Consider the following 24,047-nt stretch of genomic DNA (forward strand, 5'->3'; position numbering starts at 1 on the left):
CCCGTCAGAACTCGACCAGCAGCTCCCGCAGCCCCCGGATGACGTAGCCGTCCTGCCACCGCGGCTCCCGTACGAGCCGCATCGGCGGGACCTTCTCGTCCAGCAGGGCCCCGAAGGAGGAGGCCAGCTCCAGGCGGGCCAGCGGGGCGCCCAGGCAGTAGTGGATGCCGGCGCCGAAGGCCAGGTGCGGGTTGTCGGCCCGGCCGAGGTCCAGGACGTCCGGGTCGGCGAACCGCGCGGGATCCCGGTTCGCGGACCCGAAGAGCAGGGCGATCTCGGCGCCGCGCGGGATGACGGTGTCCCCGATCGCGATGTCGTCGAGCACCCACCGCTCGAACATCTGGAGGGGTGTGTCGTAGCGCATGAGTTCATCCACAGCTGTGGACAACTTTTCCGGACCGGGGGATCCGGGGAGCGCGCGCAGCCCGGCGAGCTGCCCGGGATTGCGGAAGAGGGCCCACCAGCCGTTGACGGTGGTGTTCACCGTCGCCTCGTGTCCGGCGTTCAGCAGGAGGACGCAGGTGGAGATCATCTCCTGCTCACTGAGCCGGCCCCCCTCATCGTGGGCGGCGATCAGCGCGGAGATCAAATCCGTGCCGGGCCGCCGGCGCCGCTCGGCGATCAGCTCCCGCAGATAGGCGCTGAACTCCACGCTGGCCGTCACCGCCCGGCGCGCGGTCTCCGCGTCCGGCCGCAGCTCGAACATCCCGCAGATGTCCGACGACCAGGGCCTGAGCAGCCCCCGGTCCGCCTCCGGGATCCCCAGCAGCTCCGCGATCACCGCGACGGGCAGCGGCTCCGCGACGGCCGTGAGCAGATCCCCGCCGCCCTCGGCCAGCAGCCCCGCCACCAGCTCCCGCGCCAGCCGCTCCACGGCGGGCGCGAGCCGCTCCACCGTGCGCGGGGTGAAGGCCTTCGACACCAGCCGCCGCACCCGCCCGTGCGCGGGATCCTCCAGATCCAGCAGCCCGTTGCCGTTGAGCACGTGGAAGGGCTCGTGCTCCGGCGGCGGCGCCTCGCGCCCGAACTCCTCGTGGCTGAAACGGTGCAGGTACGTCCGCCCCAGCCGCCGGTCCCGCAGCAGCGCGCTGACGTCGGCGTGGTGCGACACCAGCCACTGCCCCGTCGCCCGCGACCACTCGGCCCGCCCCCGCTCCCGCAACTCCCGGTAGGCCGGGTACGGATCGGCGACGAAGGCGGCGTCCCAAGGATCAAAACCCATCCCGGCAGCCTAAGCCGGTGTCACCAGCCGTGTCTCGTAGGCGTACACCGCGGCCTGCGTACGGTCCCGCAGCCCCAGCTTCACCAGGATGCGGCTCACATGCGTCTTGATCGTGGACTCCGCGACCAGCAGCCGGTCGGCTATCTCCGCATTGGACAGCCCCTGGGCGATCAGCACCAGCACCTCCGTCTCCCGCTCCGTCAACTCCCCCACCCCCGCGGGGTCCGCGGTCCGCGGTACGTCCGACAGCTTCGAGAACTCCACGATCAGCCGCTTCGTCACCGAAGGGGCCAGCAGCGCCTCCCCGGCCGCCACCACCCGCACCCCCTCCGCCAGCTGCCGCGCGGACGCGTCCTTCAGCAGGAATCCCGACGCCCCCGCCCGCAGCGCCTGGTACACGTACTCGTCGAGGTCGAAGGTCGTCAGGACCAGCACCTTCGCCTCCGAGTCGGCCGCCACGATGTGCCGCGTCGCCTCCAGCCCGTTCATCTCCGGCATCCGGATGTCCATCAGCACCACGTCCGGCCGCAGCGCCGCCACCTGCGCGATGGCCTGCCGGCCGTCGACCGCCTCGCCGACGACCTCGATGCCCTCCATCGCGTTCAGCAGGACGGAGAATCCCTCGCGGACCATCATCTGGTCGTCGACGATCAGCACCCTGATCGTCATGCCGGATCCTCCTCGGCCCGCGGCCGGCCGTGCACCGGTATGAACACGGCCACCTCGTACCCGCCCGTGGAACTCTTCCCGGCCGTCATCTCCCCCTCCAGCATCGCCACCCGCTCCCGCATCCCCGTGATCCCGTGCCCGGCCCCCGGCGAGGGGCGGACGTCCCCGACCGCGGGCCCGTTGACCACGCGTATCCCCAGACCGCCCAGCACGTACGAGATCTCCACCTCGGCCACCGCCCCCGGGGCGTGCCGCAGGCTGTTGCTCAGCGCCTCCTGCACGATCCGGTACGCCGACAGTTCCACGCCCTGCGGCAGTTCGCGCACCGCGCCCGTGACCGTCTTCTCCACGCTCAGCCCGGTCTCCCGCACATTGGCCAGCAGCCCGTCCAGGGAGGCCAGCGTCGGCTGCGGGGCCTCGGGGGCCTCGTAGTCCGCGGACCGGACCACGCCCAGCACCCGCCGCAGCTCCGTCAGCGCCGCCACCGCGTTCTCCCGGATCGTGCCGAAGGCCGCCTCCAGCTCCGGCGGCGGGTTCTTCACCCGGTACGGGGCCGCCTCCGCCTGGATCGCCACCACCGACATGTGGTGGGCGACCACGTCGTGCAGCTCGCGCGCGATGGTCGTCCGCTCCTCCAGCAGCGTCCGCCGGTCCCGCTCGACCGCCGTCACCTCCTGCTGCGCCGTGACCTCCTGCCGGGCCTCCCGCCGCGTGTTGCGGACGGTGACGGCCAGCAGGGCCATCGCCGAGGTGACCGCCATCGGCGCCGGCTGGACCGAGTGCGCGGAGCCGACGAGGATCGGCAGGGCCGTCCCGAACACCAGCGTGGCGACCCACATCCACCCGGCCACCCGGGGCCGGCTCCGCATCGCCACGAAGGTCATGACGGCGAGATGCGCGACGAAGGTGGCCGGCGACCACGGCCAGACCATGATCCTGTCCTGGAGCACCGACAGCACGGCCGTGACGGCCAGGGACGCCCAGAACGCCCCCACGGGCCGCACCAGGACCATCAGCACCGGCGCCGCCGCCAGCACGCCGATCACCAGGGCCTGGACCGGCGGCATCCCGTTGAAGTTGTTCATGTTCCCCAGCAGGAACACGAAGAACGCCGCCGCCGCCACGGCCGCGTGCGGCAGGTAGGCCGCCTTCGGACGTATCCGCCGGGGCAGCAGCCGGGGCAGCCGCCCGTCCGTCCGCATCGGGGCGAGCGGCCGGTAGGCGAAGGGGTCGGTGAGCAGGTCGTCGCGCAGGCTCTGGATCAAGCCCGAGGCCAGACGCAGTTCGGGAGGCCGGGGGGTCGCCCCGGTGGTCGTCTCGGTCATGGTCAAACCGTAGGCCGGGCCGGGCCTCGTCCGCGTCGCCGCTGAAGGGGATTTCCGGGGGTCCCCCTCAGGTACTACGCGGGCCCGTCAGTAGCCCGTCGGACGGATGAGACCCGTCTCGTACGCGAACACCGCCGCCTGCGTGCGGTCGCGCAGGCCCAGCTTCACCAGGATCCGGCCCACATGCGTCTTCACCGTCTGCTCGGCCAGCACCAGGTGCTCCGCGATCTCCGCGTTGGACAGACCCTGGGCGATCAGCGACAGCACCTCCGTCTCCCGCTCCGTCAGGTCCTGGATCCGCGCCCTGGACGGGGCGCGCGGGGCGCCCAGCCGCGAGAACTCGGTGATCAGCCGCTTGGTGATGTTCGGCGACAGCAGGGCCTCGCCGGCGGCCACCACCCGCACCGCCTCGGCCAGCTGATCGGCCGAGGCGTCCTTGAGGAGGAACCCGGACGCACCGGCGCGCAGCGCCTCGTACACGTACTCGTCCAGGTCGAAGGTGGTCAGCACCAGGACCTTCACGGCGCAGTCCGGGACGGCCGTGATGACCGAGGTGGCCTCGATCCCGCCCATCCCCGGCATGCGGATGTCCATGAGGACCACGTCCGGACCGAGTTCGGCGGCCTTCGCCACGGCGTCGGCGCCGTCGACGGCCTGGCCCACCACCTCGATGTCGGGCTGGGCGTTGAGGAGGACGGTGAAGCCCTGCCGGACCATCATCTGGTCGTCGGCGATCATCACCCTGATCGGAGTGCTCATACGTCCTTCTTCGTCTCGTGGGAGGACCGGCCGGGCGGGTCCATGGGGAGGACGGCGCTCACCTCGTACCCGCCGTCGGGGCGGGGGCCGGCGGCCAGTTCGCCCCCCAGCATGCCCGCCCGCTCGCGCATCCCGAGCAGCCCGTGTCCGGCGCCCGGCGAGGGCGGGGCCGGCCTGGTCGGGGCCGAGTTCGCCACACACAGGTGCAGTTCGCGCGGCCCGTACGCGATCCCCACCTCCACCCGGGAACCGGGGGCGTGGCGCAGGCAGTTGCTCAGCGCCTCCTGCACGATCCGGTACGCGGTCAGCTCGACGCCCGGGGTCAGCGGCCGCCGTATGCCCGCGACCTCGGTGGTGACGGCCAGCCCGGCGCCGCGCACGTTGTCCACCAGCCCGTCCAGTTCGGCGAGGGTGGGCTGGGGGTGGTGCGGGCCGGAGCCCTCGCCGGGCTGCTCGGACCGCAGCACGCCCAGCACCCGGCGCAGCTCCGTCAGGGCCTCCAGGGCGTTCTCCCGGATGCCCGCCAGGTTCTCCTTCAGCTCCTCCGACGGGTTCTCCACGAGGTACGGAGCGACCTGCGCCTGGATGGAGATCACCGACATGTGGTGGGCGACCACGTCGTGCAGCTCGCGGGCGATGCGGCTGCGCTCCTCCAGCAGGGTCCGCCGGGCCCGCTCCTCCTCCGTCAGGCTCTCCTGCGCGACGAGCTGGCTGCGGGCCAGCCGCGTCGCCCGCAGGGCGTACCCGAGGAGCCCGGCGAAACCGAACACGAGGAGCGCGCTGATCGCACTGCTCCGGCCGTGCTCCGGCATGAAGAGCATCTCGGCCACGCCCGTGCACGCGACGGAGACGCCGATGACCGCCGCCGTGACCTTCGGAGGCACGCGCAGGGCCACGAGCAGCACCAGCGGCGCGAAGGCGAACGGGCCGATCGGCGTCCAGGGCCAGGTCTGGCCCGGTCCCACCTCGCCGCGGATCGACCAGGCGATGAACCCGGCCGTCACCAGCCCGAGCCACCAGGCGGCGACCGGCCGGAACATCGCGGCCACGATGCAGAAGCCGGTGAAGAGCGACAGGACGACCATGCTCGGATCGTGCAGGTCGTAGTGGTCCTGGAGCTGGGCGGACATCATGAACCCGAAGAAGACCGCCAGGTACCCGACCAGGGCGTGCGGCAGCCGGGCCAGCCAGCGGGGCCGCTTCATCGGGGGCAGCGGGTCCGGCCCGAGGGTGAACAGCCGACGGACCACCCCGGGCAGGGCGGGGTCCTCCCGCTCGGGGGCCGGGACCGGGGCCTGGGACTCGCTCAGCGGATGCACACCGCCCAGCCTAGGCACGGGAGATCATCCGGGCCGGGGCCGGACCCCGTTCGCCGGAGGCCCGCCCGGATCCGGCGGCGGCGGTCCGGCCGGCGGTCCTGGCGGCGGTCCGGGGGCGGGGCTGCTCGTGGACGCGGAACGCGGCCCAGCAGACGGTCAGGACGGCCGCGAACACCGGCAGCCACAGCAGCCGGGCGGCTATCCACCCCGCCGAGGCGGGCACCGTGTGCAGCCCGGGCAGATCGGAGGAGACCAGCAGCCCGAGGGCGGTGACGGCCATCATCGAGGTCTGGTGCCACAGGAACACCGTCATCGCCGACAGGTTCAGCAGCGCCACCTTCGCCCAGGTCCGCGGCCGGCGCATCACCCGCGCCAGCGGCCCGCGCACCAGCAGGGCCAGCCCGCACTGGGCCAGACCGAAGGCGACGGCGGCCAGCGTCGGCGGGTTCAGGTTCGACACGGCCGCGCCGGGCACCCCCACCATGGACGCCGGGTACCCGCCCCAGACGACCAGCGCGACGACGGCGGCCGCCCCACCGCCCAGGAGGAGCAGGGCCGGACGACGCCCGGCGAACGCCCCCCGGGCCCAGGCGGCCCCCAGCGTGTAGGGGACGAGCCAGCCCGCGGCGACGTTGACCCAGCCGGCCCACTGCGGCCCGCCGAGGCCGAACCGCCACACGTCGACCGCCGCCACCACGGCCAGCGGCCACACCGGGCTGAGCCGGGCCACCAGCGGAGTCGCGGCGGTCAGCGCCGCGAACACCAGCAGGAACCAGAGCGGCGACCACACCAGCTTGAGCAGCGTCCGTACGGTCTCCCACTCGGCCCCGCCCAGCAGCAGCCCGGCGGCCACCACCGTCCACAGGGCGACGACCGCCGCCACCGGCCGGAACAGCCGGCCCAGCCGCTGCCCGACCCAGGCCCGGTACGAGAGCCCGCGGGCCCGCGCCGAGGCGTACCCCTGGGCCGCGACATGCCCGCCGACCAGGAAGAACACGGCCAGGGTCTGGAACACCCAGGACAGCGGGGCCAGCCAGGGCATGCGCACCAGCGGACTCGTGCCGTGCAGGGTGCCGTCGCCGGCGGTCAGGGCGGTGACCAGCCAGTGCCCGAGCACCACCCCGAGGATCGCGAAGGCCCGCAGGGCGTCCACGGACCGGTCCCGCTCCCGCGGGGTCGCCCGGTCGACGCGGTCGGCGAGCGCGGCCCAGCGCTTGCGCAGCTCAGGCACGGGGCACCTCCGTGCCGAGAACGATGCGGGCCAGGCTGTCGAGGGAGGCGGTGCCGGGCTTGAGGTAGTCGCTGTGCCCGGCGGTGCCCGCGGGGAAGATCCGGGCGCCGAAGGCGGGGTCCACCGGGTCGGTGCCGAACCCGACCCCGCCGAGCCGGACATGGGGCACGTCCCCGATCCAGTCCCCGCTGCCCCGGCCGGCCCATATCCGGGCGTGCGTCGGCAGTGCGGCGGCGGTGTCGGCCCCCGTCCCCGGGCTGCCGAAGAGCGCGACGTCCGTCACCTCGGGGCCGGTGGCCGTACGGGCGCAGGCCACCGAGCCGTAGGAGTGGCAGAGCAGCGATATCCGGGCCCCGTCCGGAGTGAGGCCCCGCAACCGGGAGAGGAAGGGGCCCAGTTCGGCGGCGGCCCGGTCGGCCCGGTCGGCGGTCAGCACGGTGGTGCTGACGGTGCCCGGGGTGTCGTACCCGAGCCAGGCGACCACCGCGGAACGCGGATGCTCCGCCACCAGCCGCCGCTGGAGGCTCAACGCCCCGTCGCGGAAGCGCCGGTAGGTGTCGAGGTTCGTGTCGGAGCCGGGCACCAGCACCGCGATCCGGTCGGCGGTGCCCAGTTCGCCGAACACCTCCACCGCCCGCCCCGTGCCCCGCCCGTCGAAGGTGAGGAACCGGGCGTCCCCCGCTCCCGCCGAGGCCATCTCCCGCAGCTTCGCGGCCCGCCCGCTCCGGCCCGCGTCCTCGGCCGTGCGGGCCGCCTCGGCCAGGTTGGCGAGGTTCGCGGCGTAACGCTCACGCGGTCCGGCGGAATCGGCGAGCACCGCCGGCGCGGGGGCCGGCACCCGGGGGGACGCGGCGGCGGACACGGGCACGATGACGGCCGCCGCGACGAACCCGGCCAGCACCGTGCGCAGGACCCGTCCCCGCCGCACGCTCCGGCCGCTCCCCCCGCCAGGCCCGCCGTCCCCGGCGGCGCCGTTCACGCCGACACCGTCCGTGACGTTGCCGTCCGTACCGGTGCCGTCCGTACCGTTGCCGTCCATACCGGTGCTGTTCATGGCGGTGCCCCCCGTGCCTCGCTCCCGATCGGGCACTCGCCCGCTCTGGTAACGAAGTTAGGAATCCGCACCCCTGGTCGGCATCACACCGGGGAGCGGGCTTCGCGGCTGGCTCTCAGGTATGACACGTCCTACCTGAGAGCCAGGACCGCTCGGTTAGGGTCCGGGAATGAGCGACCACGACTGGCGGCACGACCGCATCGGCAGCGCCCACCGGGGGCAGAACCCCACCGTCCTGCGCCGCCTCGACGCCGGATTCGCCGTGATCGGAGACCGCCAGTTCCTCCCGGGCTACTCGGTCCTGCTGACCGACGACCCCGCCGTGACCCGTCTCTCGGACCTTCCGCCGGCCCGCCGGAGCGCCTACCTCACCGACCTGGAGCGGCTCGCCGAGGCCGTCGAGCGTGCCTGCGCCCGCCTCGACCCGGCCTTCCGCCGCGTGAACATCGAGATCCTGGGCAACACCGACCCGTACCTCCACGCCCACATCTGGCCCCGCTACGACTGGGAGCCCGCCGACCTCGTGCGGATGCCGGTCTGGCGCTACTCCGACGAGGGGTACTGGCGCGGCGACGGGCACGCCCTGGCCCCCCGCCACGACGCGCTGCGCGCCGCCGTCACCGAGGAACTGGACCGCCTCGCCGGCTGAAGTGCCCCGACGCCTCGCCGGCCGACCGTCCCGACGCCCCCGGCTACGGCGCCCCCGGCTACGACGCCGACGTCGCCACCCGCACCCCGAACCCGATCAGGACCACCCCCGTCACCCGGTCCATCGCCCGGCGGACGCGCGGCCGGGCGAAGAAGCGCCGGGCGCGCGACAACACGTAGACGTACGTGCCCAGCCAGGCCAGCGTCAGCAGCACGTGGACCAGCACCAGCAGCGCCATCCCCGCCGCCGGGCGCAGGCCGGGCGGTGCGAGCGTGGGGAGCAGGCCCGTGTAGAACACGGCGATCTTCGGGTTGAGGGCGTTGTTGACCAGCCCGGTCCGCCAGGCGCCGCCCCGCTCACGCCGACCGCCGTCCACGGCGCTACCGCTACCGCCATCGCCACCACCGGCCCTGCCAAGGCCGCCGGCCCTGTCCCCGCCATCGGCCCCGGCCTCGCCCCCGTCCGCCGGGCCCCGCACCCCCGGCCGCCGCAGCGACTGCACGCCGAGGAAGCACAGGTAGGCGGCTCCCGCCAGCTTGACCGCCAGGTACACCTCCGCCGACGCGGCGAGGAGCGCCGCGAGACCGGCCACGGTGAGGGCGCCCCAGAGCAGCAGCCCGGCGGCGATCCCGCCGACGGTGCGCAGCCCGTCCGCCCGCCCCCGCGAGACGGCCTGCCGGGTCACGACGGCCATGTCCGGCCCGGGCACGAGGGTCAGCAGGGCCAGGACCCCGGTCGCCGCTGCGAGTTGCGTGAGCACGCGGCTCAGTCTGCCACCCGGTCCACCGCCAACGGCTCGACGTACCCCGCCCTCCAGCGGGGCGCGGGGTCCTGTCCAGGGCTGGTCCAGTACTCCCGGGCGGCGACGACCTCCCCGTCCCGCACCGTCCAGAGGGAGACGGCCCGGTACAGCACGTGGTCCTCTGGTATCTCCACCTCGGTGACGACGAGGTCCCCGTCGGCGAGGATGCGCAGCACCTCCACCCCGCCGACGGACCTCTCCTCCGCGTCCGGGCCCTCGTCGCTGAGCACGGCGATGAAGTTCGCCCTGCCCACGATGCGCTCGCCGCTGACGGGCCATTCGATGACCGCGTCCTCCGCGACGAGCCGCGCCACGCCGTGCCAGTCGCGTGCCTCGATCCGCTCCCACAGTCGTGCCACTACCTTCAACGGCTCCATGTGCCGCAGTGTGCGGTGGGCCGCTCGGAGGCAACAAGGTCTGCCTGCAGGCTTATTGACTTCGACACATTCGCCCGGGCGCCCGGACGCCGGCACACCTCAGGCGCCGCCGGACCCGACCCCGGCCCCGTCCGGCCCGTCGTCCGCCGCCGACGCCGGCGTCACCGGCGCCGCCAGCGTCGCCAGTGCGGCCGACAGCCGCTCCAGCACCGCCGCCGTCTCCGCGAAGGCCGCTTCGCCCAGGAGGTCCGCCAGCCGGGCCGCCAGCTCCGCGTGCCCCGGGTCGATGCGGGCGATCGCGGCTCGGCCCTCCTCGGTCGGGCGGAGCAGTTTCGCCCGCCGGTGCGCGGGGTTCGGTACGTACTCGGCCAGCCCCTTCGCGGCCAGCAGGTCCGCCACGCGCTGCACGCTCTGCCGGGTGATCCCCATCCGCCGGGCGATCCCCGCGACGGGCAGCGGCTCCGTCAGGACCGCGCCCAGCACCTGCCACCACGCGGCCGTCAGCCCGGCCGGCCGGGCCAGTTCCTCCGAGACGCCCAGGAACTGCCCGTTCAGCTGGAACACGCCCAGCGCGGTCCGGCTGAGCAGGTCCTGGTGCTCCCGCCGGGACAGGGGCCGCGCGGGGTCCCGCGGCAGCGGTTCAGGCATCGCCGGCTTCCGCCGCGGCCATCAGGACCGGGAACGCGGTGGCGTCGGAGTCGTGGAACAGCCGGTACCAGGCGTCCAGTACGTCCGGCTCGTACACCCCGAGCCGGGCGAAGACCTCCCGCGCGAACGCCACCGGCTCCGTCGGACCCGCCGTGATCAGGTCGCCCGCGGTGACCGCGTCGGCCTCCACGTACCCGGCCGCGCCCCCGTACCCCGGCTGCGCGGCGAGGTAGGCGGCGGCCGCGCTGGTGTGCGGGCGGTCGTCCAGCAGGCCCTCGCGGGCGAGGCCCGCCGTGGCCCCGCAGATGGCCGCCACCGGCACGCCGGCCGCCAGGAACGCGCGGGCCTTGGCCGCGAAGGGGGCCAGGTCCGCGCCGGTGTCCCACAGGCCGGCGCCCGTCAGGATCAGCAGCGAGGAGTCCTCGGGGCGCAGGTCGGCGAGGGAGAGGTCGGGCTGGACGCGGAGGCCGCCCATGGTGGTGACCGGGACGCCGGCGGCAGGGCCGACCGTGCGGATCCGGTAGCCGCGCTGGGTGAGGTGCGCCGTGGTGTGGCCGGTCTCCCAGTCGGCGTACGTGTCGTAGACCGCGAGGTGGACGGGCTTGGGGGCCGTGGTGCCGGGACTGCCGTTCATGGGACGCCTCCTGAGCGGACGACGGGGACAGCCGGGTACGGAACCACGCTCCCACTATGACAGCATGCTGTCAACCATCCTCCGGGCAGACAGACTGCCGAGGACCGCCCCCCACCCCCATACAGTCCGCCGATATCCCTTCCCACCTGCGCACTTCTAGCGTGGCGCCATGACCCCTCATGTCACCGGCGCGTCCGTCAAGGCCGCCGACCGCGCGCACGTCTTCCACTCGTGGTCCGCCCAGGCCCTGATCGACCCGCTGGCCGTCGCCGGGGCCGAGGGCTCGTACTTCTGGGACTACGACGGGAACCGCTTCCTCGACTTCTCCTCCCAGCTGGTCAACACCAACATCGGCCACCAGCACCCCAAGGTGGTCGCGGCGATCCAGGAGCAGGCCGCCCGGCTCTGCACCCTGGCGCCCGGTTTCGCCGTCGACGTCCGCTCCGAGGCCGCACGCCTCATCGCCGAGCGGACCCCCGGCGACCTCGACAAGATCTTCTTCACCAACGGCGGCGCCGAGGCCGTCGAGAACGCCGTCCGGATGGCCCGGCTGCACACCGGCCGCCAGAAGGTGCTCTCCGCCTACCGCTCGTACCACGGAGCCACCGCCGCCGCGATCAACCTGACCGGCGACCCGCGCCGCTGGCCCTCCGACACCGCCTCCGCCGGCGTCGTCCACTTCTGGGGCCCGTTCCTCTACCGCTCGCCCTTCCACGCGACCACCGAGCAGGAGGAGTGCGAGCGCGCCCTCGCCCACCTCGCCGACACGATCGCCTTCGAGGGACCGCAGTCCGTCGCCGCCGTCATCCTGGAGTCGGTGCCCGGCACCGCCGGCATCATGACCCCGCCGCCCGGCTACCTGGCCGGGGTCCGCGAGCTCTGCGACCGCTACGGCATCGTCTTCATCCTCGACGAGGTCATGTCCGGCTTCGGCCGCACCGGCAAGTGGTTCGCCGCCGAGCACTGGGACGTCACCCCGGACCTGATCACCTTCGCCAAGGGCGTGAACAGCGGTTACGTGCCGCTCGGCGGCGTCGCCATCTCCGGCGCCATCGCCGAGACCTTCGCCACCCGCCCCTACCCGGGCGGACTGACGTACTCCGGCCACCCCCTGGCCTGCGCCGCCGCCGTCGCGACGATCAACGCGATGGAGGAGGAGGACGTCGTCGGGAACGCCGCCCGCATCGGCGCCGACGTGATCGGCCCCGGGCTCGCCGAGATCGCCGAGCGCCACCCGTCGGTCGGCGAGGTCCGCGGGCTCGGCACCTTCTGGGCGCTGGAGCTCGTCCGCGACAAGGGGACGCGCGAGCCGCTCGTCCCGTACAACGCCGCCGGCGCCGACAACGCGCCCATGGCCGAGTTCGCGGCCGCCTGCAAGGCCTCAGGCCTGTGGCCGTTCGTGAACATGAACCGGACGCACGTCGTCCCCCCGTGCACCGTCACGGAAGCCGAGGCCAAGGAGGGTCTGGCCCTCCTCGACGAGGCCCTGACGGTCGCCGACCGGCACACCACGGGGAGCTGATCGTCCGCATATCGGCTGGTATCTCCGTATAGCGGAGGCGAACCGATCGGTTTCGGCCGCGCTGCCTGGCCTAAGGTGTCCGAAGTTCTACCGAGGAGACGGACCCCTATGTCAGGCAGCGGCGGAGGTGTCACCCGCAATACCCTGCGACAGCAGATCGCGGACGCGCTGCGTGACGAGGTGCTCGCGGGCAGGCTGCCCCCGGGCACCGAGTTCACCGTCAAGCAGATCGCCGAGCAGTACGAGGTCTCCGCGACCCCCGTGCGCGAGGCGCTGGTCGACCTCTCCGCGCAGGGCCTGCTGGAATCGGTGCAGCACCGGGGCTTCCGGGTCCGCGTCTACACGGTCGACGACTTCCGGGGCATGATCGAGGCCCGGATGCTGATACTCGACGGGATCTTCCGCCGGCTCGTCGAATGCGGGACCGCGCCCGGCTCGGCCGAGCTGCTGGTGTCCGTGCGCCGCCGCGCCGAGGAGGCGCGGCGGGCCGCGCACAGCGGTTCGCTCGAAGTGCTGATCGGCTACGACCTCAGGTTCTGGCGGGAGCTCAGCGGGCTGGTCGGCAACACCTACATCACCGAGTTCCTGCACCGGATCCGCGTGCAGTGCTGGGTCTTCTCCGTCCCCCACCTCCAGCGGGTCCCGGAGCCCGCCACCGCGCTGTGGGACAAGCACGGCGAGCTGGTCGACGCCGTGACGCTGGCCGACGCCGAGGCCGTCCGCCGCATCGTCCGCGGGTACAACCAGCACGGCCTGGACTGGGCCGCGACCCTCTGAGGGACCCCGCCCACGGGTCCTCCCCCTGGCCCGCCCACGGGTCCTCCACCGGCTCCTCCCACCGGCTCCTCCCGCAGGGTCCTCGCGCCGGGTTCTGCGCACCCCTTCGCGGAGCGTGTCCGGCGCATTACGCTGGCCGGATCGGCGGCAACGACTGATCGGAGCCCGCGTGGCCTGTGACCTGTGGCTGGTCCCCCTTGTCGACGTGCTGTGCCACAGCCCCGACAACCCCTTCGCGGAGGAGATCGCCGCGTACGACAAGGCGCTGGGCGAGGCGGGTCTGCCGTCCGTGCCCGTGTTCGCCTACATGCCGGGCCTGAGCGGGGACGTGGCCCCGGTGGCCGGTTTCGACTACGACGCCCTGCACTTCCTGCGGCGGGCGTACCTGCTCCAGATCTGCGGTCTGCCGGTGACGCCGGTGGACGAGCTGGGCGGGGACTACGAGCAGCTGCTGGAGATGTTCGAGGCCACGGCCCAGCAGTCGCACCTGGTGTGGCACTACGACCACGCCGGGGCCTACGTCCCGGTGGACTTCCCCGCGCCGCTGGCCAACGAGGAGCTGCTGGCCGGGGGCGGGCCGCTCGGGTCGGCGCAGGGGCTGCTGCGCGAGCTGGCCTTCGTCGGGCCCGCGATCGGGATAGACCCCATGAACCCGCCCGCCGCACCGGCGCCGCCGGGCGGGCCGACGGCACTGGAGGAGCCCGCGGGGCCGATCCCGTACGACGCGAGCCCCTTCGCCCGGGAGCGGCACGTGTGGCTGGGGCTGCACGCGGCGGCCACCCGGAGCCTGGGCCAGGGCTCGATGATCATCTTCAGCTGAGCGGACCCGGCCCCCTCAGCGCGGCTGCTCCGGGGGCCGCTGGCGCGGCATGTTCGGGCGGGTGCCCGGCGGGAGGGGGAAACGGGCCGGGGGCACGCCCGGGTCGGGGCGGGCCGGAGCGGCGGCCAAGGACTGCATGGCCAGCGGCGTCGGCCCCGCCCGGAACTCCACCATCCAGTCGGCCGTCTCGGAGCGCACCAGTTCCGTGACGTCCTCGGAGAACCGCCGCAGCACCGTCAGGCAGCGCTCGGCGGCCTCGCTCGCCGTGCCCTCCGTGGGCCCCAGCACCTCCCGCACGTTCTCCGAGGCCCAGTCGAACTGGAGCGTCTGGAGCCTGCGCTGCACCGCCTGCGCCGTCGCCACGTCCCGCATCCACCCCGAGGTCAGCCCGAAGAACCGGTCGCAGGCCAGGCAGGAGGCGGCCAGCAGCAGCGAGAGGTAGCCGTACGGGGCCGCGCCCGGGGCCGAGCCGGTCAGCTCCAGCAGCGGCATCGCGGCGCCCGTGACGGCGGCCACCGCCGCGCCCGCCCGCAGGGTCCGCGCGCCCCGCCGCTTCCAGGCCCGGTCCGACAGGTACCACTCGGCGGTGCGCAGCGCGTCGGCCTCCACCCGCCGGTAGAGCTCGTCGAGCCGCTCGGCGGGCTCGCCCCAGTCGCCGAGGGGGAACGGCCGGCCGGTCAGGTCGCCGTCCTCTGCGGGATCCCGGGGTGGCCCCTCGGGCTGCATCTCCGGCTGACTCACCCGGGCACTCCCTCTGCCTGCACTGACGTGTCGTGATGCGCGTGTGCGCAATGGTGCGCATGCTCTTCCTACCTTCGAATGACACGCGATGGACAACGAATCCCCGGTTTTCCGCCCGCAAGGAGGTCCCCAACAGGGACGCGCACGCCCCGTCTCTCACCCGAAAGAGTTGGTCCTCCCGGCGTAGGGCGCGGCGCCCGGGGAGCACGTAGGCTCGGATTGACCGAGCGTTCCCGACGGCCGCAGCCAGGCCGATGCGCAGATGGAGTGAGTACCCGTGATTCCCGGTGGTGGCCAGCCCAACATGCAGCAGCTCCTCCAGCAGGCCCAGAAGATGCAGCGCGACCTCGCGACGGCCCAGGAGGAACTGGCCCGCACCGAGGTCGAGGGCCAGGCCGGCGGCGGCCTGGTGAAGGCGACCGTCACCGGTTCCGGTGACCTGCGGGCCCTGGTCATCGACCCGAAGGCCGTGGACCCGGAGGACACCGAGACCCTCGCCGACCTGGTCGTCGCGGCGGTCCAGGCCGCCAACGAGAACGCCCAGGCGCTCCAGCAGCAGAAGCTGGGCCCGCTGGCGCAGGGTCTGGGCGGCGGCGGCAGCGGCATCCCCGGCCTCCCCTTCTAGTCCCGCCCCTTCCCGCTCCGCCCCCGTTCCCTGTAGAACACAGCCCCTGTGGAACACAGCACCAGAACCGAAAGAAGGCAGTCCGTTGTACGAAGGCGTGGTCCAGGACCTGATCGACGAGCTGGGCAGGCTGCCCGGCGTCGGGCCCAAGAGCGCGCAGCGGATCGCCTTCCACATCCTGCAGGCCGAACCCACCGACGTCCGGCGCCTCGCGCACGCGCTGCTGGAGGTCAAGGAGAAGGTCCGGTTCTGCGCGGTCTGCGGGAACGTGGCGCAGGAGGAGCGGTGCGGCATCTGCCGTGATCCGCGCCGCGACACCACGGTGATCTGCGTGGTCGAGGAGCCGAAGGACGTCGTCGCGATCGAGCGGACCCGCGAGTTCCGGGGCAGGTACCACGTCCTCGGCGGCGCGATCAGCCCGATCGAGGGCGTCGGCCCCGACGACCTGCGCATCCGCGAGCTGCTGGCGCGCCTCGCGGACGGGACGGTCACGGAGCTGATCCTCGCGACCGACCCGAACCTGGAGGGCGAGGCGACCGCCACCTACCTCGCCCGCATGATCAAGCCCATGGGCCTGAAGGTGACCCGCCTGGCCAGCGGGCTCCCCGTCGGGGGAGACCTGGAGTACGCGGACGAGGTCACGCTCGGGCGGGCCTTTGAAGGAAGGCGACTTCTTGATGTCTGACGCAACGCTGCACGCCCTGGGACAGGATCCGGACGACTTCGCCGCCTCGATCGCGGACCAGATCGAGTCCTTCATCGTCGCGGTCACCGAGGTGGCCAAGGGCGAGGACCCGGACAGCGCCGTCCCCTTCCTCCTCCTGGAGGTGTCCCAGCTGCTGCTGGCGGGCGGCCGGCTGGGCGCGTACCAGGACGTCCTGCCCGAGGAGCGCTACGAGCCCGACCTGGGCCCGGAGCCGGACGTGGACGACCTGCGCGAGCGGTTCGCCGTGATGCTGGAGCCGGTCGACGTCTACTCCGAGGTCTTCGACCCGTACGAGCCGCGCAAGGCCCCGGTCGCGCACCGGATCTCCGACGACCTGGCGGACGTGGTCGCCGACCTGCGGCACGGGCTCATCCACCACCAGGCGGGCCGGGTCACCGAGGCGCTGTGGTGGTGGCAGTTCTCGTACTTCACCAACTGGGGGCCGACGGCCTCGGCCACGCTGCGCGCCCTCCAGTCGCTGATCTCGCACGTCCGTCTCGACCAGCCGCTCGCGGCCCTCGACGGCCTGGACACCGACGAGGACCTGGCCGAGGAGGACCTCGTGGAGCAGGCCGGACAGGTCATGGAGCAGGAGCTCGGTAGGCTCGGCCGTAAATAATCCCATCTCATGATGTGGTACGAGGCGGTCGTATCCCGACCGCTCGTTAGACTGCACCCGCAATGAGACGGACCGAGCGAGGAGCGCACGTGGGCCTTGTCGTGCAGAAGTACGGAGGCTCCTCCGTAGCCGATGCCGAGGGCATCAAGCGCGTCGCCAAGCGGATCGTGGATGCCAAGAAGAACGGCCACCAGGTGGTCGTCGTGGTTTCCGCGATGGGCGACACGACGGACGAGCTGATCGATCTCGCCGAGCAGGTATCTCCGATGCCTGCGGGGCGCGAATTCGACATGCTGCTGACCGCCGGAGAGCGGATCTCCATGGCCCTGCTGGCCATGGCGATCAAAAACCTGGGCCACGAGGCCCAGTCGTTCACCGGTAGCCAGGCAGGCGTGATCACCGACTCGGTCCACAACAAAGCGCGCATCATCGATGTGACGCCGGGCCGTATCCGGACCGCGCTGGACGAGGGCAACATCGCCATCGTCGCCGGCTTCCAGGGCGTGTCCGCGGACTCCAAGGACATCACCACCCTCGGCCGGGGCGGCTCGGACACCACCGCCGTGGCGCTGGCCGCCGCGCTGGACGCCGAGGTCTGCGAGATCTACACCGACGTCGACGGCGTCTTCACCGCGGACCCCCGCGTCGTGAAGAGGGCCCGGAAGATCGACTGGATCTCCTCCGAGGACATGCTGGAGCTCGCGGCCTCCGGCTCCAAGGTGCTGCTGCACCGCTGCGTCGAGTACGCCCGCCGCTACAACATCCCGATCCACGTCCGCTCGTCCTTCTCCGGACTGCCGGGCACCTGGGTCAGCAACGAGAATCCGCAAGGGGACGCGCAGGTGGAGCACGCCATCATCTCCGGAGTCGCTCACGACGTCTCCGAAGCCAAGATCACGGTCGTCGGCGTCCCGGACAAGCCGGGCGAGGCCGCGGCGATCTTCCGCGCCATCGCGGACGCCGAGATCAACATCGACATGATCGTCCAGAACGTGTCGGCGGCCTCCACGGGCCTGACGGACATCTCCTTCACCCTCCCGAAGGCCGAGGGCCACAAGGCCATCGACGCCCTGGAGAAGGCGAAGGGGCAGATCGGCTTCGACTCCCTGCGCTACGACGACCAGATCGGCAAGATCTCCCTGGTCGGCGCGGGCATGAAGACGAACCCGGGCGTCACCGCCTCCTTCTTCCAGGCGCTGTCCGACGCGGGCGTCAACATCGAGCTGATCTCCACCTCGGAGATCCGGATCTCGGTCGTGACCCGCCAGGACGACGTGAACGCGGCCGTCATCGCGGTCCACACGGCCTTCGGCCTCGACTCCGACAGCGACGAGGCCGTCGTCTACGGAGGCACCGGACGATGAGTCCGCACCGGTCGGCCCCGGCCCCGGCGCTCGCCGTGGTCGGGGCGACCGGGGCGGTCGGATCGATCCTGCTCCAGATCCTGTCCCAGCGGGCGGACGTCTGGGGCGCCATACGCCTGATCGCCTCCCCGCGCTCGGCCGGCCGCGTGCTGGCCGTGCGCGGCGAGGAGACCGAGGTGCTCGCCCTCACCGAGGACGCCTTCGAGGGCCTCGGTGAGGGCGACGTCGTGCTCTTCCTGACCCCGGCCGAGGTGTCGGCGCGCTGGGTTCCCGTCGCCACCGCGCGCGGGGCCGCCGTGGTCGACCAGTCCGCCGCCTTCCGGGAGGACCCCGAGGTGCCGCTGGTGGTGCCCGAGGTCAACGCCCACGCCGTACGCAACCGCCCGCGCGGGATCGTCGCGGGGCCCGACTGCGTGACCGCCGCCATGATCGCCGCGCTGGGCGCGCTGCACGCCGAGTACGGGCTGGCCGAGCTGGCCGTCTCCTCGTACCAGGCCGCGAGCCGGGCCGGCCGGGCCGGCGCCGAGGCGCTGCGCCGGCAGCTGTCGCTGGTCGCCGGGAGCGCGCTGGGGGAGCAGCCCGGGGACGTGCGCCGGGCCGTCGGCGAGGACACTGGGCCGTTCGCGGCCCCGCTCGCGCTGAACGTGGTGCCCTGGTCCGGGGAGCTGCGCGCGGACGGCTGGTCCTCGCACGAGCTGGCCGTACGGGCGGAGACCCGGCGGATCCTGGGCCTGGAGACCCTGCCCGTCTCGGTGACCTGCGTCCAGGTCCCCGTGGTGACCGGACACTCCCTGACCGTACGGGCCCGCTTCGAGCGGGAGGTCTCGGCGGCGCACGCCCGGGAGATCCTGGAGGCGGCCCCCGGGGTGGTCCTCGTGGACGACCCGGCGGCGGGGGAGTGGCCCACGCCGGCGGACGCGGCCGGCACGGACCCGGCCTGGGTGGGCCGGCTGCGGGGCTCGCTCGACGACGCCCGGGCCCTGGAGTTCTTCGTGTGCGCGGACAATCTCCGCAAGGGGGCCGCGCTCAACGCCGCCCAGATCTCGGAGCTGATCGCGGGTGAATCCGCGTAATTCGCTTTGTAGGATCGGGTTCGATCCCTTGATCAAGGTGATGGCCCGACTGCCGCCTGGATAAACGGGGCAATCGGGAAGAGCGGGTACGCATGAAGGCAATGGGGAAATTGCTGAATACTCTGCCTCGCGCGTACAACCCTCACGGGGGTACGCGTGTCCAACGGGCGTGGCAGAGGCACTCTTGGACTTCGCCGTCGTACCGGCGCGCCCTGGGATCGTTCCCCCGCGCCGGCGTACCGGCGCGTACGGCGGCTTTCCTGTGATCGTGCCCGTTCCGCAGGCCGGCCCACCCGCCACCGTGCCGCCCGTCGGAGCGACCCCGGGCGGCCGCGTGCCCTCGCCCCGCGAAGGCGCGGAGCCGTCCGCGGCTCCCGGATCCACCGCCGGCCCGGCACCCGCCGCGGACCCCGCCGGTGAAGCCGAGACGCCGCCGGTCGTGGCCGGGACCACCGTCGACCACCTCACCGAGACCTACCGGGCCCACTACCGCTCGCTCCTCGGCCTGGCGGCCCTCCTCCTCGACGACACCGCCTCCTGCGAGGACGTGGTCCAGGAGGCCTTCATCCGCGTCCACTCCGCCCGCAACCGGGTGCGCGACCGCGACAAGACCCTGGCCTATCTCCGCCAGACCGTCGTGAACCTCTCGCGCTCGGCGCTGCGCCGCCGCATCCTCGGCCTCAAGCTGCTGTCGAAGCCGATGCCGGACATGGCCAGCGCGGAGGAGGGGGCGTACGACCAGCTCGAACGGGACGACCTGATCAAGGCCATGCGCGGACTCCAGCGCCGCCAGCGCGAGGTGCTCGTGCTGCGCTATTTCGCGGACATGACGGAGGCCCAGGTCGCCGAGACGCTCGGGATATCGCTCGGCTCGGTCAAGGCGTACGGATCGCGGGGCATTGCCGCGCTGAGGGTGGCGATGGAGGCTGCGCAGTCATGAGGGACGACCACCAGAACCCGCAGGGCCCCGCCGCCCCGGCCCCCGGTGACGAGCAGGTGCTGCGCAGTCTGTTCGCCGGGGCCGTACAGGGCCTGGAACCCTCCGAAGGGGCCCTGGAACGGCTGCGCCACGCGGTGCCCGCCCGCCGGGCCCGCAAACGGCAGGCCCTCGTCGGGGCGGCCGTCGCGGTGATCCTGGCCGGAACCGCGATCCCGGCGGCGCTGCACCTGGGCGGCGAGGACGAGGGCGGCACGGCCGCCGGACACTCGACGATGGCCGGCCACGGCGAGGCACAGGGCCCGCGCCCGGGCGACGCGCACCACGGCGACGCGGACGGCGGGACCCGGCCGCAGCCGGCGCGGCCCCAGGGCAGGGGGCAGACGGCGGGCGGCCCGGGCGAACGGCCCTCCCCGCAGCCCGGCGGATCCCCGTCCGGCGATGTGTCGGCCGGCCCCTCCGGCAGCGGAGCGCCCACCGCCGCCGTCGGCAACGGCCCGCAGCCCCCGGCCGGGTCCGCCGCGCTGGTCCCCGAGTGCACCGCCGACCAGCTCGGGGTGGCCGGCAGCGCCCGCGCCCCCGAGGCCGACGGCAAGGTGTACGGCGGCTTCAAGGTCACCAACGTCTCCGCCCGGGGCTGCACCGTCACCGGCCCCGACACCGTGACGGCCGCCTCGGTGGCCCACGGCCCGCCGCCCGCACAGCCCCGCGGGGTGACCGTGACGGGCCATACCGCCGGGGACCCGGCGAGCGGGCTGCCCGACCCGTCGGCGGAGGCCCCGGGACTGCTGCTCCAGCCCAAGCAGGCGTACGAGGTCTTCTTCGCCTGGGTGCCCTCCGCGCAGTCCTGCCCCGCGGCGCCCGGCCCCACGGCCACGCCCCAGCAGCAGGACGGTGCGGTGCGGCGCCCGGCGGACCAGCCCGGCGGAAGCCCGGCGAACACCCCGGCCGGCGGGGCCGCCGACGCCCCGGCGGGGGCCGGCGGCTCGACGGGCGGAGCGAAACTGCCCGGCGGACAGGCCGACCCTGACCCGGCCGGAGTGGCCGTCTCCCACGCCCCGGCCACCGCCACGGGCGCCCCCGTCACCCAGGCCACCATCCCGCAGGCCTGCGGCGGCACGGTCTACCGGACGGGCCTCATTCCGCAGCCGGCGCCGTAGCGGAGGCCGCGGCGGGGGCCTCCGGCTTCGCGGAGCCGGGCGCGTCCTCGGAGCCGGGCGCGTCCGTCGCTTCCGCCGCGGGCAGCAGCCCGGCCTCGGCGTCGCGCAGGGTCTCCACCTCGCGCCGGTAGAGCCGGAACCACATGAAGAGCACGAAGGCGACGAAGACGAACCACTCGCCGGTGTAGCCGAGGTTCTGGAAGGCCTTCAGGTCGAGCCCGGTGTTGCTCGGCGCCTGCGCCGGGACGGGGACCATCCCGTCGGCCGGGGTCTGCACCGTCAGCCAGGCGTCGTAGAGCGGGTCCTGCACCAGGTTGACCAGCGTGGCCGACCCGATCACCCCGAGCTGCCCGGCCGGCAGCCCGCCCTCCGCGTGCACGCCCTTGGTGCCGGCGTTCTCCGAGGCCTGCAGGGCCCCCGTCACCTCGACCCGCCCGGTCGGCGGGGCCGGGGCCTTCGCCGCGTCCGCCGTGCCCGGCAGCCAGCCCCGGACCACCGGGACCGTCTTGCCGGAGTCGGTCCGCAGCAGGGTCAGCACGTAGAAACCGCTCTTGCCGTCGAGGTCCCGCTCGGGCACCAGCAGCTGCCGACCGTACTCACCGGCCGCGGAGGCCAGCCGTCCGGAGGTCGTGGTGTCGACCGGCAGCAGGGAGTCCAGCGGCGCGGCCGCCTGCTCGGCGGGCCGCTCGGCGCTCGCCTCGCGGTGGCTGCCGACGCGGTCCTCGAACCGGCCGAGCTGCCAGGTCCCCATGAACAGGCAGAAGGGGATGGAGAGCGCGACGAAGACGTTGATCCCCCACCAGCGCGGGGTCAGGAGAAACCGGTGCACCCCACCAACGGTACGGGGGGCGCACCGGGAGCCCGGTGCCGGGTCAGCGCGGCAGCCCCTGCGGCAGGTGCTTGAGGGCGAACTCCAGCTCCATCCGGACCTGCTTGATCCGCTCCTCCACCACCAGCGAGCCGTGCCCCGCGTCATAGCGGTACACCTCGTGGACCGCGCCGCGCGCCGCGAGCCGGTCCACGTAGTTGTCGATCTGCCGGATCGGGCAGCGCGGGTCGTTCACCCCCGCCGCGATGTGCACGGGTGCCTTCACAGCGTCCACGTAGGTCAGCGGCGAGGACGCCTCGAAGCGCTCCGGGACCTCCTCCGGAGTACCGCCGAAGAGGGTGCGGTCCAGGGACTTCAGCGCCTCCATCTCGTCGTGGTACGCCGTCACGTAGTCCGCCACCGGTACGGCGGCCAGCCCCACCGCCCAGTCGTCGGGCCGCGTCCCGATGCCCAGCAGGGTCAGGTAGCCGCCCCAGGAACCGCCGGACAGCACCAGCCGCGCCGGGTCCGCCAGACCGGAGGAGACGGCCCACTCGCGGACCGCCGTGATGTCCTCCAGCTCGATCAGGCCGACCCGGTGCTTGAGGGCGTCGGTCCACTCGCGGCCGTAGCCAGTCGAACCCCGGTAGTTGACCCGGACCACGGCGAAGCCGTGGTCCAGCCAGGCCGCAGGGGTCGCCGCGAAGGCGTCGGAGTCGTGCCAGGTGGGCCCGCCGTGGATCTCGAAGACCGTCGGGAACGGGCCCTCGCCGTGGCCCTCCGGCCGCTGCGCGAGCGCGTGGATCCGCCCGCCCGGGCCCTCCACCCACACGTCCTCCACCGGCACCGAGCCGGGCGGCCTGAACCCGGGCGGGTCCAGCACCACCCCGCCCGCCGTGGACCGCACGGAGGCCGGCTCGGCGGCCGAAGACCACTGGTACTCCACCGTCCCGTCCGGGCGCGCCGTGGCACCCGAGACCGACCCCGGCGGAGTGTCCACCCGTACGAGTTCCCGCGCGGCCAGGTCGTAGCGCCACAGCTCGTCGCGCGCCTCGAAGCTGTGCTCGATGAGCAGCGCCGTCCCGTCCGGGTACCACTCGGCGCTCACGTCGCCCGGGAGGTCGATCGCGAGGTCCTCCTGGGTGCCAGCGGCCACGTCCCACACCATCGGCTCCCAGCGGCCGCGCCGCTGGTGGCCGACCAGCAGCCGGGTGTCCCCCTCGACGGGGGCGAACCCGAGCACCTCCAGGCCCAGCTCCTCGGTGCCGCCGCGCGAGTCGTCCAGCTCGGCGACGGTGGTCCCGTCGAGGGTGACCACGCGCAGTGCCGAGTGCATCGCGTCGCCGTGCTCGGTGTGCTCGACCGCGATCAGGGTCCCGTCGCGGGAGAGGTCGCCGACGCCGGCCGACTCGCGGTGCCGGTAGATCACCTCCGGGGAGCCGCCGGGCCGCAGGACGTGGATCGTCGAGCCGTCCTCGTCGGTGGACCGGCCGACGACCGTCGTCCCGTCGCGGCCGATGGCCAGCCCGGCGGGGTAGGAGGGGTCCAGTCCCGGAGTGGCGGGCTCGTCGGGGCCGCCCGCGAAGGGCTGGCGGACCCAGGTGCCGAACTCGTCGCCGTCGGTGTCGGAGAACCACCAGATCCACTCGCCGTCGGGGGAGAGGGTGCCGTCGGTGGTGCCGTTGGGGCGGTCGGTGGCCTGGCGCTGCGTGCCGGTGGCGCGGTCCCAGGCGTAGAGCTCGTAGGTCCCGGTGGCGTTCGAGACGAAGAGCGAGCGGTCCGGGGCGTCCTCGGCCCATTCGGGGAGGCCCACGCGCGGGGCCCGGAACCGCTTCTCCCAGTCGGGCATCTCGGAAGCGGGGGTCCCGCCGGGGGTCAGGTCGCTGTCGCTGCTCGTCATGCCCTCCATTCTTGCCCGACGGGCCGCCGGGATGCCGACGGCTGCGAACGGGAGCATGGTGGAGGACGTACGCCGAACGCTCCCGAGAAGGTGTTGACCATGGCCAAGAAGGCCCGTACCGGCCACCACAACCATCAGGACTCCGAGCAGGCGATGGCGAAGAACACGGCGGCCGAGGCACGCGCGAAGGCCGCGGGCAGGGACGCCCAGTCGCTCTCGGCGAAGACCCGCGGCATGCACCAGAAGGCACAGGCCAAGCGCGGCTGAGACACGGCAGCCGGCCGCGGTCGGTGTTTCACGTGAAAC

Annotated in this window: 26 protein-coding genes; 12 read left to right on the top strand and 14 right to left on the bottom strand. The window is 73.5% G+C overall.

What is annotated here, in order from left to right; genetic code table 11:
- Positions 1–4: 4 nt before the first annotated feature.
- The 7 genes from AB0O29_RS01780 to AB0O29_RS01810 form a co-directional block, all read right to left on the bottom strand.
- Complete coding sequence (locus tag AB0O29_RS01780) at positions 5–1,222, bottom strand: cytochrome P450 (protein ID WP_365144451.1); 1,218 nt, start codon at positions 1,220–1,222, stop codon at positions 5–7.
- A gap of 9 nt (positions 1,223–1,231) precedes the next feature.
- Positions 1,232–1,891, bottom strand: coding sequence for a response regulator transcription factor (locus AB0O29_RS01785; protein WP_365144454.1), 660 nt, complete (start codon positions 1,889–1,891; stop codon positions 1,232–1,234).
- Complete coding sequence (locus AB0O29_RS01790) at positions 1,888–3,216, bottom strand: histidine kinase (RefSeq protein ID WP_365144457.1); 1,329 nt, start codon at positions 3,214–3,216, stop codon at positions 1,888–1,890. The genes AB0O29_RS01785 and AB0O29_RS01790 overlap by 4 nt, the downstream gene beginning before the upstream one ends.
- Before the next feature lie 87 nt (positions 3,217–3,303).
- The gene (locus AB0O29_RS01795; protein WP_365144460.1) at positions 3,304–3,975 is read right to left on the bottom strand and encodes a response regulator transcription factor; all 672 of its coding nucleotides are present in this window, start codon (positions 3,973–3,975) and stop codon (positions 3,304–3,306) included.
- A complete protein-coding gene (locus tag AB0O29_RS01800) occupies positions 3,972–5,294 on the bottom strand; it encodes a sensor histidine kinase (protein ID WP_365144463.1) in 1,323 nt (440 codons plus the stop codon). The genes AB0O29_RS01795 and AB0O29_RS01800 overlap by 4 nt, the downstream gene beginning before the upstream one ends.
- Before the next feature lie 10 nt (positions 5,295–5,304).
- A complete protein-coding gene (locus tag AB0O29_RS01805) occupies positions 5,305–6,516 on the bottom strand; it encodes an acyltransferase (RefSeq protein ID WP_365144732.1) in 1,212 nt (403 codons plus the stop codon).
- A 1-nt stretch (position 6,517) separates the two neighbouring features.
- Entirely contained in the window at positions 6,518–7,579 is a 1,062-nt protein-coding gene (locus tag AB0O29_RS01810; protein WP_365144466.1) for an alpha/beta hydrolase, read from the bottom strand.
- A 169-nt stretch (positions 7,580–7,748) separates the two neighbouring features.
- Here AB0O29_RS01810 and AB0O29_RS01815 point away from each other — a divergent pair, with 169 nt between their 5' ends.
- Positions 7,749–8,228 (top strand): diadenosine tetraphosphate hydrolase, encoded by a 480-nt coding sequence (locus tag AB0O29_RS01815; protein ID WP_365144469.1) that lies wholly within the window; start codon positions 7,749–7,751, stop codon positions 8,226–8,228.
- Between the two features lie 58 nt (positions 8,229–8,286).
- On the opposite strand, the gene AB0O29_RS01820 is transcribed toward AB0O29_RS01815, so the two are convergent.
- From AB0O29_RS01820 to AB0O29_RS01835, 4 genes are all read right to left on the bottom strand, one after another.
- Positions 8,287–8,988 carry a LysE family translocator gene (locus AB0O29_RS01820; RefSeq protein WP_365144472.1) on the bottom strand — a complete coding sequence of 234 codons (702 nt, stop codon included), beginning with the start codon at positions 8,986–8,988 and terminating at the stop codon, positions 8,287–8,289.
- 5 nt (positions 8,989–8,993) lie between these two features.
- A complete protein-coding gene (locus AB0O29_RS01825; protein ID WP_365144475.1) occupies positions 8,994–9,407 on the bottom strand; it encodes a nuclear transport factor 2 family protein in 414 nt (137 codons plus the stop codon).
- 99 nt (positions 9,408–9,506) lie between these two features.
- Complete coding sequence (locus AB0O29_RS01830; protein WP_365144478.1) at positions 9,507–10,055, bottom strand: MarR family transcriptional regulator; 549 nt, start codon at positions 10,053–10,055, stop codon at positions 9,507–9,509.
- Positions 10,048–10,689, bottom strand: coding sequence for a DJ-1/PfpI family protein (locus tag AB0O29_RS01835; RefSeq protein ID WP_365144481.1), 642 nt, complete (start codon positions 10,687–10,689; stop codon positions 10,048–10,050). The genes AB0O29_RS01830 and AB0O29_RS01835 overlap by 8 nt, the downstream gene beginning before the upstream one ends.
- Positions 10,690–10,858: 169 nt before the next feature.
- Between AB0O29_RS01835 and AB0O29_RS01840 the strand changes: the two genes are divergently transcribed.
- From AB0O29_RS01840 to AB0O29_RS01850, 3 genes are all read left to right on the top strand, one after another.
- A complete protein-coding gene (locus AB0O29_RS01840; RefSeq protein WP_365144484.1) occupies positions 10,859–12,211 on the top strand; it encodes an aspartate aminotransferase family protein in 1,353 nt (450 codons plus the stop codon).
- Positions 12,212–12,319: 108 nt separating this feature from the next.
- Positions 12,320–12,988 carry a GntR family transcriptional regulator gene (locus AB0O29_RS01845; RefSeq protein WP_365144487.1) on the top strand — a complete coding sequence of 223 codons (669 nt, stop codon included), beginning with the start codon at positions 12,320–12,322 and terminating at the stop codon, positions 12,986–12,988.
- A 169-nt stretch (positions 12,989–13,157) separates the two neighbouring features.
- Positions 13,158–13,808 carry a hypothetical protein gene (locus AB0O29_RS01850; RefSeq protein WP_365144490.1) on the top strand — a complete coding sequence of 217 codons (651 nt, stop codon included), beginning with the start codon at positions 13,158–13,160 and terminating at the stop codon, positions 13,806–13,808.
- Positions 13,809–13,823: 15 nt separating this feature from the next.
- Here AB0O29_RS01850 and AB0O29_RS01855 read toward each other — a convergent pair whose 3' ends face one another.
- Positions 13,824–14,549 (bottom strand): SLATT domain-containing protein, encoded by a 726-nt coding sequence (locus tag AB0O29_RS01855; RefSeq protein ID WP_365144493.1) that lies wholly within the window; start codon positions 14,547–14,549, stop codon positions 13,824–13,826.
- Between the two features lie 277 nt (positions 14,550–14,826).
- Between AB0O29_RS01855 and AB0O29_RS01860 the strand changes: the two genes are divergently transcribed.
- The 7 genes from AB0O29_RS01860 (at position 14,827) to AB0O29_RS01890 (ending at position 21,033) form a co-directional block, all read left to right on the top strand.
- Entirely contained in the window at positions 14,827–15,174 is a 348-nt protein-coding gene (locus tag AB0O29_RS01860; protein ID WP_365144496.1) for a YbaB/EbfC family nucleoid-associated protein, read from the top strand.
- Between the two features lie 85 nt (positions 15,175–15,259).
- Positions 15,260–15,859 carry a recombination mediator RecR gene (recR, locus tag AB0O29_RS01865; RefSeq protein WP_365144499.1) on the top strand — a complete coding sequence of 200 codons (600 nt, stop codon included), beginning with the start codon at positions 15,260–15,262 and terminating at the stop codon, positions 15,857–15,859.
- Complete coding sequence (locus AB0O29_RS01870) at positions 15,852–16,499, top strand: DUF5063 domain-containing protein (RefSeq protein ID WP_365144502.1); 648 nt, start codon at positions 15,852–15,854, stop codon at positions 16,497–16,499. Before recR ends, AB0O29_RS01870 begins: the two co-directional genes overlap by 8 nt.
- Before the next feature lie 89 nt (positions 16,500–16,588).
- Entirely contained in the window at positions 16,589–17,863 is a 1,275-nt protein-coding gene (locus AB0O29_RS01875) for an aspartate kinase (RefSeq protein WP_365144505.1), read from the top strand.
- On the top strand, positions 17,860–18,936 hold the full coding sequence (locus AB0O29_RS01880; RefSeq protein ID WP_365144507.1) for an aspartate-semialdehyde dehydrogenase: 1,077 nt from the start codon (positions 17,860–17,862) through the stop codon (positions 18,934–18,936). The genes AB0O29_RS01875 and AB0O29_RS01880 overlap by 4 nt, the downstream gene beginning before the upstream one ends.
- 184 nt (positions 18,937–19,120) lie before the next feature.
- Positions 19,121–19,876 carry a SigE family RNA polymerase sigma factor gene (locus tag AB0O29_RS01885; RefSeq protein ID WP_365144735.1) on the top strand — a complete coding sequence of 252 codons (756 nt, stop codon included), beginning with the start codon at positions 19,121–19,123 and terminating at the stop codon, positions 19,874–19,876.
- Positions 19,873–21,033: a hypothetical protein gene (locus AB0O29_RS01890; RefSeq protein WP_365144510.1), complete on the top strand. Its 1,161-nt coding sequence runs from the start codon at positions 19,873–19,875 to the stop codon at positions 21,031–21,033. Before AB0O29_RS01885 ends, AB0O29_RS01890 begins: the two co-directional genes overlap by 4 nt.
- Here AB0O29_RS01890 and AB0O29_RS01895 read toward each other — a convergent pair.
- Positions 21,011–21,862, bottom strand: coding sequence for an SURF1 family protein (locus tag AB0O29_RS01895; protein ID WP_365144513.1), 852 nt, complete (start codon positions 21,860–21,862; stop codon positions 21,011–21,013). The two genes, AB0O29_RS01890 and AB0O29_RS01895, sit on opposite strands and share 23 nt — an antisense overlap.
- 43 nt (positions 21,863–21,905) lie before the next feature.
- Positions 21,906–23,750, bottom strand: a complete 1,845-nt coding sequence (locus tag AB0O29_RS01900; RefSeq protein ID WP_365144516.1) for a prolyl oligopeptidase family serine peptidase — start codon at positions 23,748–23,750, stop codon at positions 21,906–21,908.
- Positions 23,751–23,840: 90 nt separating this feature from the next.
- On the opposite strand from AB0O29_RS01900, the gene AB0O29_RS01905 reads away from it, so the two are divergent.
- A complete protein-coding gene (locus tag AB0O29_RS01905; RefSeq protein ID WP_365144519.1) occupies positions 23,841–24,008 on the top strand; it encodes a hypothetical protein in 168 nt (55 codons plus the stop codon).
- Positions 24,009–24,047 lie beyond the last annotated feature (39 nt).

Source organism: Streptomyces sp. NPDC089915 (assembly GCF_040684675.1).
Taxonomy (GTDB): domain Bacteria; phylum Actinomycetota; class Actinomycetes; order Streptomycetales; family Streptomycetaceae; genus Streptomyces.